Source organism: Achromobacter sp. 2789STDY5608621, from assembly GCF_001299375.1.
Classification (GTDB): domain Bacteria; phylum Pseudomonadota; class Gammaproteobacteria; order Burkholderiales; family Burkholderiaceae_B; genus Achromobacter; species Achromobacter insuavis.
The window spans coordinates 93,962-109,235 of record NZ_CYTU01000013.1 but is presented as its reverse complement, the minus strand read 5'-3'; the positions used below and the strand labels follow the sequence as shown (position 1 = coordinate 109,235).

Genomic DNA, 15,274 nt, shown 5'->3' with positions numbered 1-15,274 from the left:
AGATGCGCGCGGTCGGCTATCTGTCGCGGCGCGAACATGCCCGCGATGAACTGGCGCGCAAACTCGCGCCCCACGCCGAAGATCCCGACGAGGTCAAGCGGGTGCTGGACGCGCTGGAAAAGGAAGGCTGGCTGTCGACCGAGCGCTTCGCGCAAAGCCTGGTGCATCGCCGCGCCTCGCGCCAGGGAGCGGCGCGCATCGTGCAGGAACTGCGCCAGCACGGCGTGGACGACGCCCAGGTGTCCGAACTGCGCGAGCAATTGCGCGCCACCGAATACACGCGCGCGCTCGAGGTCTGGCAAAAGCGCTTCGGCGCGAAACCCGAGGATCGCGCCGCCTATGCCAAACAGGCGCGCTTCCTGGCCAGCCGCGGTTTCGCGCACGACGTCATCCGCCGCATCCTGGGGGCGGGCGACGACGACTGAGCCGCCCGCCTGGCAGGCAGCGCGGCGGCATGCGCCGCCCGCCGCGCTTATTTCGCCGACTTGATGCCGCTCAGCGTCCTGAAGCAGACGTCGCGCGTCAGCGTCAGGAATTCGTCGATGTACGAGGCGTCGGTGTCCTCGCTGCGCACCGTCGCGTACAAGGTGCGCCACACGCCCTGCGGCCCGAGGCGGCACAGGCGCAGCCAACCCTGGTTCATGTATTCGGTCAGGGCCCAGTTGGGCAGGGCCGCGACGCCGCGATTGCTGGCCACCAGCTGCGCGATGATGGGCGTCAGCTCGGCCTTGCGGATCGCGGCCGGTTCGACGTCGGCGGGATCCAGGAATGCCGTGAAGATGTCCAGGCGCTGCTTGTCCACCGGATAGGTGATGAGCGTCTGGTCGGCGAGCTGGTCCGGCATGACGAACTTGCTGCCGGCGAGCGGATTCGATTCGGACACGGCCAGCACCAGCTCGTACTTGAACAGCGGCAGGTACTCCACGGCGTCCAGCTGCTGCGGATCGGACGTGATGACCAGGTCCAGGTCGCCGCGCACCAGCGCGGGCAGGGGGGCGAACGAGAACGCCGCCGACAGGTCCAGCGCCACGTCCGGCCATTGCGCGCGGAACGCGTCCAGCGCCGGCATCAGCCACTGGAAGCAGGAATGGCAGTCGATGGCCAGGTGCAGGCGACCGGTGCGGCCGGCGGCCAGCCGCTGCAGTTCCCGTTCGGTGGCGCGGATGCGCGGCAGCACTTCGTCGGCCAGCGCCAGCACGCGCAGGCCCGCGGTGGTCAGGCGAGCGGGGCGGGTGCGGCGGTTCAGCAGCGGCGTGCCCAGCCGGGTCTCCAGGTCGCGCAGCTGATGGGACAGGGCTGACTGGGTCAGGTGCAGGCGGTCGGCGGCTTCCTGCAGGCTGCCGCCTTCACGGATGGCGGTCAGCGTTTCGAGATGGCGGATTTCCAGCATTGGAGCGGTAACGGTGAGGATGGCACGGCAATCCAGCGGCCGGGGCTGCCGGCCCCGGAGGGAATGGACTTATATTGTATGAGGTTTTCTCATCTTATGGATGTAGACATTGATTTTGATTCATTTTGCTTTGGCCTCAGAATGGGTGGCACTTGAACAGATTTTGTCTAACGACGGGATTGCCATGACTACGATTCATAATTTGGGGTTCCCCCGCATTGGTGCCCAGCGTGAACTGAAGCGCGCTGTCGAAGCCTACTGGGCTGGCAAGCAGACCGGCGAGGCGCTGGAGCAGACCGGCCGCGAGCTGCGCGCCCAGCACTGGAAGGTGCAGGCCGCCGCTGGCGTCAGGTTCGTGCCCGTGGGCGATTTCGCCTGGTACGACCAGATCCTGGAATGGACCACGCTGCTGGGCGCCGTGCCCGCGCGGTTCGGCCAGAAGGACAATGAGCCGGTTTCGCTGGACACGCTGTTCCGCATGGGCCGCGGCCGCGCGCCGTCGGGCAATCCCGCCGCCGCCTGCGAAATGACCAAGTGGTTCGACACCAACTATCACTACATCGTGCCGGAACTGGTGCCGGGCCAGACCTTCCGCATCGCTCGCGAGTCGCTGTTCGAGCAGATCCGCGAAGCGCAGGCGCTGGGCCATGCGGTCAAGCCGGTAATCCCGGGTCCGCTGACCTGGCTGTTCCAGGGCAAGGGCGACGCCTTCGCCGACGGCGCGGCCGACGCGGCCAAGCTGCAACTGCTGGCCAACCTGGTGCCCGTCTATGAAGAAGTGCTGGCGCGCTTCGCCAAGCTGGGCGTGGAATGGGTGCAGATCGACGAGCCGATCCTGGTGCTGGACCTGCCGCAGGCCTGGCGCGACGCCTTCAAGCAGGTGTATGCCACGCTGTCGGCCAGCCCGGTCAAGCTGCTGATCGCCACCTACTTCGACGGCCTCAAGGACAACCTGGGCACGGCGCTGGGCCTGCCGGTGGCCGGCCTGCACGTGGACCTGGTCCGCGCCCCCGGGCAACTGGCCGAGGTGCTGGCCGGCCTGGGCGCCGACAAGGTGCTGTCCGCAGGCGTGATCAATGGCCGCAACATCTGGCGCACCGACCTGGATGCCGCCATCGCCACGTTGGCGCCGGTCCGGCAGCAACTGGGCGACCGCCTGTGGCTGGCCCCGTCGTGCTCGTTGCTGCACGTGCCGGTGGACCTGGCCAACGAAACCGAACTGGACGCCGAGCTCAAGAGCTGGCTGTCGTTCGCCGCGCAGAAGCTGGAAGAGTTGAGTCTGCTGGGCCGCGCGCTGGACGGCGGCGCCGATGCCGGCGTGCAGGAAGGCCTGGCCAGGCAGCGCGCCGCCCTGGCCGCGCGCCGCGCCTCGACCCGCATCCACAACCCCGCCGTGGCGCAGCGCATGGCCGCGTCGGTCAGCGTGTCGCGTGACCGCGCGCCGTTCGCCGGCCGCATCGCCCGCCAGCAGGAAGAGCTGGGCCTGCCGGCCTATCCGACCACCACCATCGGTTCGTTCCCGCAGACCGCCGAGATCCGCGCGCTGCGCCGCGACTGGAAGTCGGGCGCGCTGACGGATTCGGGCTATGAGACCGCCATCCGCAAGGAAATCGAGGAAGTGATCCGCTTCCAGGAGAAGGTCGGCCTGGACGTCCTGGTGCACGGCGAACCCGAGCGCAACGACATGGTGGAGTACTTCGGCGAGCTGCTGGCCGGCTTCGCCTTCACCAGGAATGGCTGGGTGCAGAGCTACGGCTCGCGTTGCGTCAAGCCGCCGATCATTTTCGGCGACGTGGCCCGCCCCGCGCCGATGACGGTGGGCTGGTCCTCGTACGCCCAGTCGCTGACCGACAAGCCAGTCAAGGGCATGCTGACCGGTCCGGTCACCATCCTGCAGTGGTCGTTCGTGCGCGACGACCAGCCGCGCGAACAGACCTGCCGCCAGCTGGCGCTGGCGTTGCGCGACGAAGTGGTGGACCTGGAAGCCGCCGGCATCAGCGTCATCCAGATCGACGAGCCGGCCATCCGCGAAGGCCTGCCGCTGCGCCGCGCCGACTGGCAGGCGTACCTGGACTGGGCGGTGGACTGCTTCCGCCTGTCGACCGCCGGTGTGCGCGACGAGACGCAGATCCACACGCACATGTGCTATTCGGAGTTCAACGACATCATCGAATCGATCGCCGCCATGGACGCGGACGTGATCACGATCGAGACGTCGCGCTCCAACATGGAACTGCTCAAGGCGTTCGAGGACTTCCGCTACCCGAACGACATCGGCCCGGGCGTCTACGACATCCACTCGCCCAACGTGCCCGACGTGGACTGGATGGTCGGCCTGATGCAGAAAGCCGCCGCCCGCCTGCCGAAGGAGCGGTTGTGGGTCAACCCGGATTGCGGCCTGAAGACGCGTGCCTGGCCCGAGACCGAAGCCGCGCTGATCGGCATGGTGCAAGCCGCCCGCGCCCTGCGCGACGCCGCCTGATCGGCGGTCCCTTATCGGCGGTCCCTGATCGGCGGTCCCTGATCGGCGGCGGCCGGTCGGGCCGCGGCCCGGAGGCGTCCGGGCCGGCCTTCCGGGTCCGGCAACCCGGAACCCCTGTGTTGTGCGCGGGACGCACGGCACAGGGGTTTTTTTCATTGGCGCTTGAACGAAATCGCGCCTTGTGGGTCAATAGGCACAACATCCTTTCTGCTGGATTGTCGCCGTACCTATGATTCTCCAAGGCCCCTATCGGCCGGATCTGCTTGCCGCGGAAACGCTGCCCGATATTCTGGAAGCCACGATCCTGCGGTATCCCACCGCCGCGGCCATTCATTGGCTGGATCAAACCCTCACCTACGAGACGCTCGGGCGACGCGCCGACCTGGCCGCGCACCACCTGATCGAGGCCGGCGTGCGGCCGGGCGATATCGTCGGCCTGTGCCTGCCGCGCGGCGACGACCTGCTCGTCATGCAGGCCGCCATCGCCAAGGCGGGCGCGGCCTGGCTGCCGTTCGAATCCGACACGCCGCCCGACCGCATGCTGGTGTGCCTGCAGGACGCGGGCGCGCGCGGCCTGGTCGCGGGCGGGGACGTGCGCCTGGATGGCATGATCACCTGGACCACCTGGGAACTGTCGGTGGCGGTCGATGCGCCGCTGCGTCGGCGCGACGGCCTGCTGCCCGAGCACCCGGCCTACGTGATCTATACCTCCGGCTCCACCGGCAAGCCCAAGGGCGTGCCGATCAGCCAGGCCAGCATCTGCCATTTCCTGCGCAGCGAGAACGAAGTGCTGGGCGTGCGCCATGGCGACAAGGTCTACCAGGGCTTCTCGGTGGCCTTCGACATGTCGTTCGAGGAAATCTGGATCAGCTACCTGGTCGGCGCCACGTTGTGGGTGGCGCCCAAGATGCTGACCACCGATCCCGAGGCATTGCCCGACGCGCTGGTGCGCGAGGGCGTGACCGTGCTGCACGCGGTGCCGACGCTGCTGGCGCTGTTCGCACGCGACGTGCCGGGTCTGCGCATCGTCAACCTGGGCGGCGAGATGTGCCCGGAATTCCTGGTGCAGCGCTGGGCCACGCCTGGCCGCCGCCTGTTCAACACGTACGGCCCGACCGAGACCACGGTGTCGGCCAGCCTGGCCGAACTGCTGCCCGGCCAGCCCGTCACCATCGGCACGCCGCTGCCCAACTACGGCATGCTGATCCGCGGCGACGATGGCGCGGTGCTGCCGCAGGGGCAGACCGGCGAGCTCTGTATCACCGGCCCCGGCGTCGCCGGCGGCTACCTGGGGCGTCCCGAACTGACGGCCGAGAAGTTCCTGGCCAATCCGCGTCCCAGCGGCGACCATGACACCCGCATGTACCGCAGCGGCGACCTGGCGCGCATCGACGAGAACGGCCAGATCCAGTGCCTGGGCCGCAGCGACGACCAGGTCAAGGTGCGCGGCTTTCGCGTCGAACTGGGCGAGATCGAGGCCGCGCTGTATCGGCAGGCCGGCGTCGGCGCCGCCGCCGTGGTGCTGCGCGACCTGGCGGGCATCGACCAGCTGGTGGCGTTCCTGACGCCGGAGGGCGACGCGCGGCTCCACCCGCACGCGCTGCGCGCCGCGCTGGCCGCGGAGTTGCCCGCCTACATGATTCCGGCCCGCTTCGAACTGGTGGCCGAAGTGCCGCGCCTGACCTCGGGCAAGATCGACCGCAAGGCGCTGAAGGCGCGTGAGCTGGCCACCGCATCCGAGCCCAGCGGCGAAGACGACGCGCCGGTCTCGCCGGCCGAGCACGCCTTGTTCGAGGCCCTGCGGCCGCTGTTCCCGGGCCAGCCGCTGCGGCTGGCCAGCGATTTCTTCCGCGACCTGGGCGGCCATTCGCTGCTGGCGGCCCGGCTGGTGTCGTCGCTGCGCAAGCATCCGCAGTTTTCCGCGCTGACCATGCACGAGCTCTACCAGCATTCCGTGCTGGGCGCGCTGGCGGCGCGGCTCGACGCGCTGGCGGCCGAATCGGCGGCCGCGGCGGCGCCGGTCCAGCAGGCGCCGATCGAGCGCGCGCCGGAATGGCGCCGCTGGGCCTGCGGCCTGGCGCAGCTGGCGGTGCTGCCGCTCCTGATCGGCGTGCGCATGCTGATCTGGCTGACGCCGTTCTTCACCTACCACTACTTCACCGGCGACGAGGGCGATTCGGTGTGGCGCGCGGTGGCGCTGTCGATCGCCAGCTACCTGGCCTGCAACCTGCTCAGCTTCGGCGTGGCGGTGGTCTGCAAGTGGGGCATCCTGGGCCGTCTCAAGGCGGGCCGCTATGCGCTCTACGGCTGGACCTTCTACCGCTGGTGGCTGGTCGACCGCATCCTCGACATTCCGCCCGCGCACCTGCTGGCGGGTTCGCCGCTGCAGGCCTGGTACCTGCGCGCGCTGGGCGCGCGCATCGGCCGCGACACCGCCATCAGCCGCATTTCGGTGCGGGCCCCGGACCTGCTGACGGTGGGCGATGGCGCCAGCGTCGGCGCGGCGGTGAACCTGGAGAACTTCGAGGTGCACGGCGCGCACTGGGTCGTGGCGCCCATCACGCTGGGCCGGAACGCCTACGTCGGTTCGTATGCGGTGGTGCAGGGCGACGTGACCATCGAGGACGAGGGCCGGCTCGACGGCCTGTCGTCGCTGGCGACCGGCTCGCGCATCCCCGCCGGCCAGATCTGGAGCGGCGCGCCGGCGCGGCACGATCCGCAGGCGCGCGCCCCCGAACTGCCCGAGCGGCCGGTGCGCGAAGGGCGCTGGGCGCGGCTGGACATGCTGGCCTACGCCGCCGGCGGCACGCTGATCGCGGCGCTGTTCTTCATGCCGGTGTTCCCCAGCTTCGTGCTGATCGACTGGATCGACGCGCGCTGGCTGGACCTGATGGGCTCGCGCGTCTGGTGGCCGAATGCGTTCCTGGCCTATCTGCTGCTGGCCCTGCCGGCCAGCGCCTTGCTGCTGTTCCTGACCGTGCTGGTCTCGGCCATGCTGCGCTGGGCGTTGCTGCCGCGCTTGAGCGGCGGACGCTGGCCGGTCTATGGCCAGATCTACCTGCGGCGCTGGCTCACCAACCAGATCCAGGAGTCCAGCCTGAGCGTGCTGCACGGCCTGTATGCCTCCATCTATGCCGGCACCTGGTACCGGCTGCTGGGCGCCAAGGTCGGGCCCGGCACCGAGATCTCGACCGCGATGGGCATCGTGCCCGACATGCTGACGCTGGGCCGCGACAGCTTCATCGCCGACGGCGTGATGCTGGGCGACGAAGAAATCGACCGCGGCTGGATGACCATGCGGCCCACCGTCATCGGCAACCGCAGTTTTGTCGGCAACGGCGCCTACGTGCCGGATGGCTCGGTCCTGCCCGACGACGTGCTGATCGGGGTGCAGAGCCGGGCGCCGGCCAACGCCCGCATGGCCAGCGGCCAGACCTGGCTCGGCAATCCGCCGCTGGCGCTGCCGGCGCGCGAGCAGGCGGCGGGCTTCCCCGACCACCTGACCTTCCGTCCCAGCCTGGGCCGCAAGGTGGCGCGCGGCGCGGTCGAGTTGATGCGCATGATCCTGCCGCTGGCGGTGGTGATCGCGGTGGGCTACCTGACGGTCATGAAGGTCATCCCGATCGCGGTGCGCGACGGTTTCGTGGCGGCGTTCGACGAACTGATGCTGGCCGGCGTGCTGTACGGCGTCGGCACCTTCCTGTTCCTGGTGGCGCTCAAGTGGCTGCTGATCGGCCGCTACCGGCCGCACGCCGAGCCGATGTGGACGCCGTTCGTGTGGAAGAGCGAGGCCGTGACCAGCCTGTACGAGTCGATCGCGGTGCCGAACTTCTTCAACTTCCTGCGTGCCACGCCCTGGCTGCCGCTGGCCCTGCGCTGCATGGGCGCGCGCATCGGCAAGCGGGTGTTCATGGACACCACCGACATCACCGAGTACGACTGTGTATCAATTGGGGACGATGCGGTGCTGCACGCCTGGTCGGGGCCGCAGACGCACCTGTTCGAGGACCGCGTCATGAAGATCGGGCAGGTCCGCATCGGCAACGGCGTCAATGTCGGGCCGCGCAGCACCATCCTGTACGACACCCGGGTCGAGGACGGCGCTCGCCTGGGGCCGCTGACCCTGGTGCTCAAGGGCGAAAGCATCCCGGCGGGCCAGGCCTGGATGGGCAGTCCGGCCACTCCGTGGACACAAGGCTGAGGCGGCGCGGTGCGATCCGCCCGGGCGGCGGGCGTTCGCGGCGCGCATTTTGACGGTCGGGGCAGGGCGGGCTGCGCTATACTTTGAAGGTTTTGTTGCCGCGCACCATGCGCCGGCCGTCTTCGCCCCGCAGGCCCCAAGCATGCCCTTGCCACCGCCGGATTGTCCTCGCCAGCCGCTGCACACGCGTTCCATACGCGTGCAGTCGTATGCGCGCGATGACGGCAAGTGGGACCTGGAAGCCGAGCTCATCGACGTCAAGGCGTACGATTTTCCCAAGCGCGACGGCGAGATGTTCAAGGCGGGGCAACCCATCCACCATATGCACCTGCGCATCACCATCGATGGCGATTTCACCATCGTGGCGGCGCAGGCCGTCTATGATGCCGCTCCCTACGGCGAGCACTGCATGGCCATCGAATCCGCCTACGCTGACCTGATCGGCATGAACCTGCTCAAGGGGTTCCGCCGCCAGGTCAAGGAGCGCTTCGGCCATGTCGAGGGCTGTACGCACATGACCGAGCTGTCGCAGGTGCTTCCCACCGCGGCGGTGCAGACCATGGCCAACCGCCGGCGGCAGGAAAGCAACCCGAACCGGCGTCCATTCCAACTGGACGGCTGTCATGCCTTGAGCACCGACGGCCCGGTGGTGGCTGAGCACTATCCCAAGTGGTACACCGGGGGCAGCGCTGAGGCATCGGCCGATTCGACCTCCGATTCACCTTCTCTTTCTCATACGTCCTGACAGGTAACACATGAAAATCCACGAGTATCAAGGCAAGGAACTGCTGAAGCAATTTGGCATCCCGGTGCCGCGCGGGATTCCCGCTCTTTCCGTCGACGAGGCCGTGGCTGCCGCTGAAAAGCTGGGTGGACCGGTTTGGGTCGTCAAGGCACAGATCCACGCGGGCGGCCGCGGCAAGGGCGGCGGCGTGAAGCTGGCGCGCTCGCTGGACGACGTGCGCAAGCTCGCCTCGGAAATCCTGGGCATGCAGCTGATCACGCACCAGACCGGCCCGGAAGGCCAGAAGGTCCGTCGCCTGTACATCGAAGACGGCGCCGACATCCAGAAGGAATACTACGTGTCGCTGGTCACTGACCGCGCCACCCAGAAGGTCGCCTTCATCGCCTCCAGCGAAGGCGGCATGGACATCGAGGAAGTGGCCCACTCCACCCCCGAGAAGATCATCACCGAATACATCGACCCGCTGACCGGCCTGTCCGCCGAGCAAGCCACCAAGATCGCCAACGCGATCGGCCTGCCCGCCGACTCGACCGCCCAGGCCGTGGACGTGTTCCAGAAGCTCTACCAGTGCTACATGGAAACCGACGCCTCGCTGGTTGAAATCAACCCCCTGAACCGCGACAGCAAGGGCAACATCATCGCCCTGGACGCCAAGTTCAACTTCGACTCCAACGCCCTGTTCCGTCACCCGGAAATCGTCGCCTACCGCGACCTGGACGAAGAAGATCCGGCTGAAATCGAAGCCTCGAAGTTCGACCTGGCCTACATCCAGCTCGACGGCAACATCGGCTGCCTGGTGAACGGCGCCGGTCTGGCCATGGCCACCATGGACACCATCAAGCTGTTCGGCGGCGAGCCGGCCAACTTCCTGGACGTCGGCGGCGGCGCCACGGCCGAGAAGGTCACGGAAGCCTTCAAGATCATGCTCAAGAACAAGAGCGTGAAGGCCATCCTGGTCAACATCTTCGGCGGCATCATGCGCTGCGACGTCATCGCCGAAGGCGTGATCGCCGCTTGCAAGGCCGTCAACCTGAACGTGCCGCTGGTCGTCCGCATGAAGGGCACCAACGAAGAACTCGGCAAGAAGATGCTGGCCGAGTCGGGCCTGCCGATCATCAGCGCCGACACGATGGCCGAAGCCGCCACCCGCGTCGTAGCCGCCGTCAAGTAACTATGCCCCCACGCCGCGCCCCTTCGTGGCTTGCTGCCCCCCAAGGGGGCGCTTTGCACCTAGGGACGGCCCGGCGGTACAAAGAAAATCCAAGGATTCACAAATGTCGATTCTGATCAACAAGGACACCAAGGTCATCACCCAGGGCATCACGGGCAAGACCGGTCAGTTCCACACCCGCATGTGCCGCGAGTACGCCAACGGCAAGGCGGCCTTCGTGGCCGGCGTGAACCCCAAGAAGGCCGGTGAGGACTTCGAAGGCGTGCCGATCTTCGCGTCGGTCAAGGACGCCAAGGCCGACACCGGCGCCACCGTGTCCGTCATCTACGTGCCGCCCGCCGGCGCCGCCGCCGCCATCTGGGAGGCCGTCGAGGCCGAACTGGATCTGGTGATCTGCATCACCGAAGGCATCCCGGTCCGTGACATGCTGGAAGTCAAGAACCGCATGAAGGCCAAGGGCAGCAAGACCCTGCTGCTGGGCCCGAACTGCCCCGGCCTGATCACCCCGGACGAAATCAAGATCGGCATCATGCCCGGTCACATCCACCGCAAGGGCCGCATCGGCATCGTCAGCCGTTCGGGCACCCTGACGTACGAAGCCGTGGCGCAAGTCACCGAGCTGGGCCTGGGTCAATCCAGCGCCGTCGGCATCGGTGGCGATCCCATCAACGGCCTCAAGCACGTCGACGTCCTGAAGATGTTCAATGACGATCCCGACACCGACGCCGTCATCATGATCGGCGAAATCGGCGGTCCGGACGAAGTCAACGCCGCCGAGTGGGCCAAGGACAACATGAAGAAGCCGGTCGTCGGCTTCATCGCCGGTGTCACCGCCCCTCCCGGAAAGCGCATGGGCCACGCCGGCGCGCTGATCTCCGGCGGCGCCGACACGGCCGACGCCAAGCTGGAAGTCATGGAAGCCTGCGGCATCCGCACGACGCGCAACCCCTCCGAAATGGGCAAGCTGCTCAAGTCGGTGCTGTAAGATTGGTTGCATGAAGAAGGCCCGCTTCGGCGGGCCTTTTTTTCGTTCTTTCCTAGGGAAACCCCGTGTCCATGATGCGGCCGGTGAAACATACGGAAAGCTGAACGAAACTATAATGAAAGAAATTCTGCACGTACCCAGCAAGAATGCCGTCGGGCTCGCACCAAGACGGTCAGTACGTCTTTTTGTCTTTTTCACCCATTCATTTGGTTTGTCCTAGGGGGATCACGTCCTAGGAAAGAGAGGTATGGAACTCAGTTCAGCGGCATTCTGGTTAGCGTTGCTCCAGATCATTTGGGTCAACATTCTGCTGTCGGGCGATAACGCCGTGGTCATTGCGCTGGCAGCGCGTTCGCTGCCGCCGGCGCAACAAAAGAAAGCGATCGTGGTCGGCTCGGCCGCCGCGATCATCATGCGTATCGTGCTGACGCTGGTGGCCGCCAAGCTGCTGATGCTGCCGTGGCTCAAGCTCATCGGCGCATTGCTGCTGGTCTACATCGGCGTGACCCTGTTGCTGCCGGAAGGCGAGGAAGAGGGCGACGGCAAGAATCATGGCAATCTGCTGACCGCGATCCGCACGATCATGATCGCCGACCTGGTCATGAGCCTGGACAACGTGGTGGCCGTGGCCGCCGCGGCGATGGGCGACACGACCCTGCTGGTGCTGGGTCTGGCGATCAGCATTCCGTTGGTGATTTTCGGCAGCACGCTGCTGCTCAAGGTCATCGAGCGCTTCCCCCTCATCGTCTGGGTGGGCGCGGCGCTGCTGGGTTTCATCGCCGGCGAATTGCTGGTGGGCGATCCGGCCCTGCAGGAACCGGTGGCGCGCATCGACGCGGCATTGGGTATGACGCAACACAGCTTCGCGCTCATGTGCGGCGCGCTGGGTGCGGTGCTGGTCCTGGCCATCGGCAAAGTTTTGCTGCTGCGCCAGAAAGCTGACTGAAAGCTGAACTACAATAATAAGTTGTTCCAAGCCCGCCGCCGCGCTCGTCGCGGCGGCGGGTTGGCCGGCACGGGGCCGGCCTTTATATTTTGATAAATGCCTTCGGGGGTTCAAATTGCTTGAGTTTTTCCAGACGCTGAGTTGGGCAGCGGTATTCCAGATCATCCTCATCGACATCCTGCTCGGCGGCGACAACGCGGTGGTGATCGCGCTGGCTTGTCGCAACCTGGAGCCCAAGCAACGCATGCAGGGCATCCTGTGGGGCACCGCCGGCGCCATCCTGCTGCGCGTGGTCCTGATCGCCTTCGCGCTGACCCTGCTGTCGATTCCGTTCCTGAAGGTGGTGGGCGGCCTGCTGCTGGTCTGGATCGGCGTCAAGCTGCTGGTGCCCGAGGATGACGCCCACGGCAACGTGAAGGGCGGCACATCCATCGTGGCCGCCATCAAGACCATCATCATCGCCGACTTCGTGATGAGCCTGGACAACGTCATCGCCATCGCCGGCGCCGCCCAGAACGCCCACGCCGACCACCAGATCGGCCTGGTGGTCTTCGGCCTGGTCGTGAGCGTGCCCATCATCATCTGGGGCAGCACGCTGGTCCTGAAGCTGATCGACCGCTATCCGCTGGTGGTGACTTTCGGCGCGGCGCTGCTGGGCTGGATCGCGGGCGGCATGCTGATTACGGACGTGTTTGTCGAAGGTCAATTCGGCGTCCAGCCCACTGCGGTTAAAATCGGCGTAGAAATTTTCGGCGCCTTGCTCGTTGTTGTCCTTGGACGGTGGCTGGCAAGCCGCAAAACCGCCTCCAAGGAATCCGTACATGAGTCTGCGTAGATCCGCCGATCCCCAGCAAACCGAATCAGGCCTGAGCCTCCTGCAGGGCCTGTTCGTGCTTGCCATCCTCGGCGTTGTGGCGACGGTCATCGTCTCCCACTTCGTTCGATGACGCCTCGTGTCTCTGCCGCAACGCTTGGTCATCGCGACCCGCGCCAGCCGGCTTGCCCTGTGGCAAGCCGAGCATGTGCGCGATCGGCTGCGCACGCTGTACCCGGCGTGCGCGGTTGAACTGCTCACCCTGACGACCCGAGGCGACCAGATCCTCGACCGCACGCTTTCCAAGGTGGGCGGCAAGGGGCTCTTCGTCAAGGAACTCGAAACCGCGTTGCTCGACGGCCGCGCCGATCTGGCCGTGCATTGCCTGAAGGACATGCCGGTCGATCTGCAGGCGCCGTTCGAGCTGTGCGCCGTGCTCGATCGCGCCGATCCGCGCGACGCCTTCGTCTCCAACCGCTACGACACGCTGGCCGACCTGCCGGCCGGCGCCGTCGTCGGCACGTCCAGCCTGCGGCGCGAATCGCAGATCCGCGCGCGTTTCCCGCAACTGGTGGTCAAGCCGCTGCGCGGCAACCTCGACACCCGCCTGGGCAAGCTCGACCGCGGCGAATACGACGCCATCGTGCTGGCCGCCGCCGGCCTGAACCGGCTGGGCCTGGCCGACCGCATCCGCTGCCTGCTCGATCCGGCCGATTGCCTGCCGGCGGCCGGGCAGGGCGCGCTGACCATCGAGATCCGCGATGACCGCGACGACATGCGCGCCTGGCTGGCGCCGCTGAACGACGCCACCGCCACCTCGATCTCGCTGGCCGAACGCGCCGTGTCGCGCCGGCTGGGCGGCTCCTGTCAGGTGCCGCTGGCGGCCTACGCCGAAATCGACGACGGCACGCTGACGCTGCGCGCGCTGGTGGCGTCGCCCGACGGCACGCGCACGCTGCGCGCCGAACGCAGCGGTCCGGTGGACCAGGCGCAGGCCATCGGCGAGGCGGTCGCCGCCGAGCTGTTCGATGCCGGCGCCCAGGCCATTCTCGACGAGCTGCTGCAAGACGCGTCCCCCGAGGACTGATGGACGGGGCCGCCGCCCAAGCGCCGCGCGTGGCCGTGTTGACACGGCCCGCCGGCCGCAATGAGGCGCTGGCCGACCGCCTGCGCGCCGCCGGCTGGACGCCCTGCATCCTGCCCGCGCTCGATATCCACCCCTTGCCTGTCGCCGCCGCGGACCTGCCGCGGCCGGCGAACTACGACATGGTGGTGTTCGTCAGCGGCAACGCCGCCCGGCAGTACCTGGATCAACTGGCGCGGGCCGATGGCCCGGCGGCCTGGCCCGCGGGCACGGCCGTCGCCACGGTCGGGCCGGCCAGTGCGGCGGGGGTGGCCGGGTTGCCGTGTTTTGGCGCGAATACAACAGTCCTGCACCCTGGCGAGCAGGCCGCCAGCCATGATTCCGAGGCGCTCTGGGAGGTGCTTTGCGGCCTGCCGCGGCTGCCGTCGCGCGTGCTGCTGGTGCGGGGCACGCAGGGCCGCGACTGGCTCAGTGAACAATTGCAGTCACATGGCGTCGCCGTGACACGTCACGCGGCTTACCGGCGCGAGCCGGCACAATGGGACGAATCCGAGCTTGTGCCCCTGCGGCGCTGGGCCGCGCAGGGCGTGGCGGCCACCTGGCTCATCACCAGCGGCGAGGGCGCGGACGCGGTGCGCGACCAGTTGCGGGCGGCCGGGCTGGCCGCCTGGTGGGACGGTTGCGGCTTTGTCCTGACCCATCCGTCGCTGGCCCGGCGCGTGCCGTCGCCGGCATCCGGGCCGGGTTCGCAAGCAAAGGTAAAAATCTGCCTGCCCAACGACGAGTCGATTTTCCAGGCTTTTGTTGCTGCTTGATTCGTTGCTTCGGACTGACACCGAATACAATCGCGTCATGACAGACAAGACTCCCGCTACCGATCCGGCCGTTCACCCGGCCGCCCCGGGCGCCAGCGCGCCCGCATCGGCCCCGGCCGATTCCGTCAAGGCCCGTCCGGCCAAGCGCGGCAGTGGCCCCCTGGTCACCGCCCTCATCATCGTCATCCTGCTCGCCGTCGGGCTGGGCTATGCCCTGTGGCAGCAACGCACGCAGTTCGTCGCCGCCGGCCGCGAGGTCGCCTCCCGACTGGACACGCTGGCCGCCGACGTGGCGCAGGCGCGCAAGGACACCCGCGAAGCCCTGGCCCTGGCGCAAGCCCAGGCCGGCCGCCTGGGTGACCTCGAAGACAGCGTGCGCGAGACCCAGAGCCAGTACAACGCGCTGCAACAGGCTTGGCAGAACTTCAACGACAGCGCCAGCGACGAGCTGCTGGCCAACGACGTCGAGCGCCTGCTCACCATCGGCAGCCAGCAGCTGCGCCTGGCCGGCAACGTCTCCAACGCCATCGTCGCGCTGGAAACCGCGCAATCGCGCCTGGCGCGGGCCGACCGGCCGCGTTTCTCCAGCCTGCAACAGGCCATCAACGGCGACCTGGACCGTCTGCGCGCCGTGTCCACCG

General features: G+C 67.6%; 13 protein-coding genes. 12 read left to right on the top strand and 1 reads right to left on the bottom strand.

Annotated features, from left to right (window positions below):
• Positions 1 to 425, top strand: a 425-nt coding sequence (gene recX / locus AOZ53_RS15150) for a recombination regulator RecX (protein WP_082385644.1), incomplete at its 5' end; no start/stop codon positions are given.
• 47 nt (positions 426 to 472) lie between these two features.
• Here recX and AOZ53_RS15145 read toward each other — a convergent pair.
• Entirely contained in the window at positions 473 to 1,390 is a 918-nt protein-coding gene (locus AOZ53_RS15145; protein ID WP_054488360.1) for a LysR family transcriptional regulator, read from the bottom strand.
• 184 nt (positions 1,391 to 1,574) lie between these two features.
• Between AOZ53_RS15145 and metE the strand changes: the two genes are divergently transcribed.
• The 11 genes from metE to AOZ53_RS15095 form a co-directional block, all read left to right on the top strand.
• A complete protein-coding gene (metE, locus tag AOZ53_RS15140; protein ID WP_054488358.1) occupies positions 1,575 to 3,872 on the top strand; it encodes a 5-methyltetrahydropteroyltriglutamate--homocysteine S-methyltransferase in 2,298 nt (765 codons plus the stop codon).
• A gap of 229 nt (positions 3,873 to 4,101) precedes the next feature.
• Positions 4,102 to 8,073 (top strand): Pls/PosA family non-ribosomal peptide synthetase, encoded by a 3,972-nt coding sequence (locus tag AOZ53_RS15135; protein WP_054488356.1) that lies wholly within the window; start codon positions 4,102 to 4,104, stop codon positions 8,071 to 8,073.
• Between the two features lie 142 nt (positions 8,074 to 8,215).
• Positions 8,216 to 8,818: a DUF2889 domain-containing protein gene (locus tag AOZ53_RS15130; protein ID WP_035360118.1), complete on the top strand. Its 603-nt coding sequence runs from the start codon at positions 8,216 to 8,218 to the stop codon at positions 8,816 to 8,818.
• A gap of 10 nt (positions 8,819 to 8,828) precedes the next feature.
• Complete coding sequence (gene sucC / locus AOZ53_RS15125; RefSeq protein ID WP_054433342.1) at positions 8,829 to 9,989, top strand: ADP-forming succinate--CoA ligase subunit beta; 1,161 nt, start codon at positions 8,829 to 8,831, stop codon at positions 9,987 to 9,989.
• Positions 9,990 to 10,092: 103 nt separating this feature from the next.
• A complete protein-coding gene (gene sucD, locus AOZ53_RS15120) occupies positions 10,093 to 10,974 on the top strand; it encodes a succinate--CoA ligase subunit alpha (protein ID WP_013392545.1) in 882 nt (293 codons plus the stop codon).
• 247 nt (positions 10,975 to 11,221) lie between these two features.
• The gene (locus AOZ53_RS15115) at positions 11,222 to 11,920 is read left to right on the top strand and encodes a TerC family protein (RefSeq protein ID WP_054433341.1); all 699 of its coding nucleotides are present in this window, start codon (positions 11,222 to 11,224) and stop codon (positions 11,918 to 11,920) included.
• Between the two features lie 115 nt (positions 11,921 to 12,035).
• A complete protein-coding gene (locus tag AOZ53_RS15110) occupies positions 12,036 to 12,755 on the top strand; it encodes a TerC family protein (protein ID WP_054433340.1) in 720 nt (239 codons plus the stop codon).
• Positions 12,742 to 12,867 (top strand): hypothetical protein, encoded by a 126-nt coding sequence (locus AOZ53_RS35170; protein ID WP_006393755.1) that lies wholly within the window; start codon positions 12,742 to 12,744, stop codon positions 12,865 to 12,867. The genes AOZ53_RS15110 and AOZ53_RS35170 overlap by 14 nt, the downstream gene beginning before the upstream one ends.
• Positions 12,868 to 12,873: 6 nt before the next feature.
• The gene (gene hemC, locus AOZ53_RS15105) at positions 12,874 to 13,821 is read left to right on the top strand and encodes a hydroxymethylbilane synthase (RefSeq protein ID WP_054433339.1); all 948 of its coding nucleotides are present in this window, start codon (positions 12,874 to 12,876) and stop codon (positions 13,819 to 13,821) included.
• Entirely contained in the window at positions 13,821 to 14,633 is an 813-nt protein-coding gene (locus AOZ53_RS15100) for a uroporphyrinogen-III synthase (RefSeq protein ID WP_054488354.1), read from the top strand. The genes hemC and AOZ53_RS15100 overlap by 1 nt, the downstream gene beginning before the upstream one ends.
• A 37-nt stretch (positions 14,634 to 14,670) precedes the next feature.
• Positions 14,671 to 15,274: uroporphyrinogen-III C-methyltransferase (locus tag AOZ53_RS15095; protein WP_197286491.1), on the top strand; the 604-nt coding region annotated here is incomplete at its 3' end.

Coding starts and splice junctions, on each gene's coding strand:
- AOZ53_RS15145 (WP_054488360.1), bottom strand. CDS start 1,390: ATGCTGGAAATCCGCCATCTCGAAACGCTGACCGCCATCCGTGAAGGC.
- metE (WP_054488358.1), top strand. CDS start 1,575: ATGACTACGATTCATAATTTGGGGTTCCCCCGCATTGGTGCCCAGCGT.
- AOZ53_RS15135 (WP_054488356.1), top strand. CDS start 4,102: ATGATTCTCCAAGGCCCCTATCGGCCGGATCTGCTTGCCGCGGAAACG.
- AOZ53_RS15130 (WP_035360118.1), top strand. CDS start 8,216: ATGCCCTTGCCACCGCCGGATTGTCCTCGCCAGCCGCTGCACACGCGT.
- sucC (WP_054433342.1), top strand. CDS start 8,829: ATGAAAATCCACGAGTATCAAGGCAAGGAACTGCTGAAGCAATTTGGC.
- sucD (WP_013392545.1), top strand. CDS start 10,093: ATGTCGATTCTGATCAACAAGGACACCAAGGTCATCACCCAGGGCATC.
- AOZ53_RS15115 (WP_054433341.1), top strand. CDS start 11,222: ATGGAACTCAGTTCAGCGGCATTCTGGTTAGCGTTGCTCCAGATCATT.
- AOZ53_RS35170 (WP_006393755.1), top strand. CDS start 12,742: ATGAGTCTGCGTAGATCCGCCGATCCCCAGCAAACCGAATCAGGCCTG.
- AOZ53_RS15100 (WP_054488354.1), top strand. CDS start 13,821: ATGGACGGGGCCGCCGCCCAAGCGCCGCGCGTGGCCGTGTTGACACGG.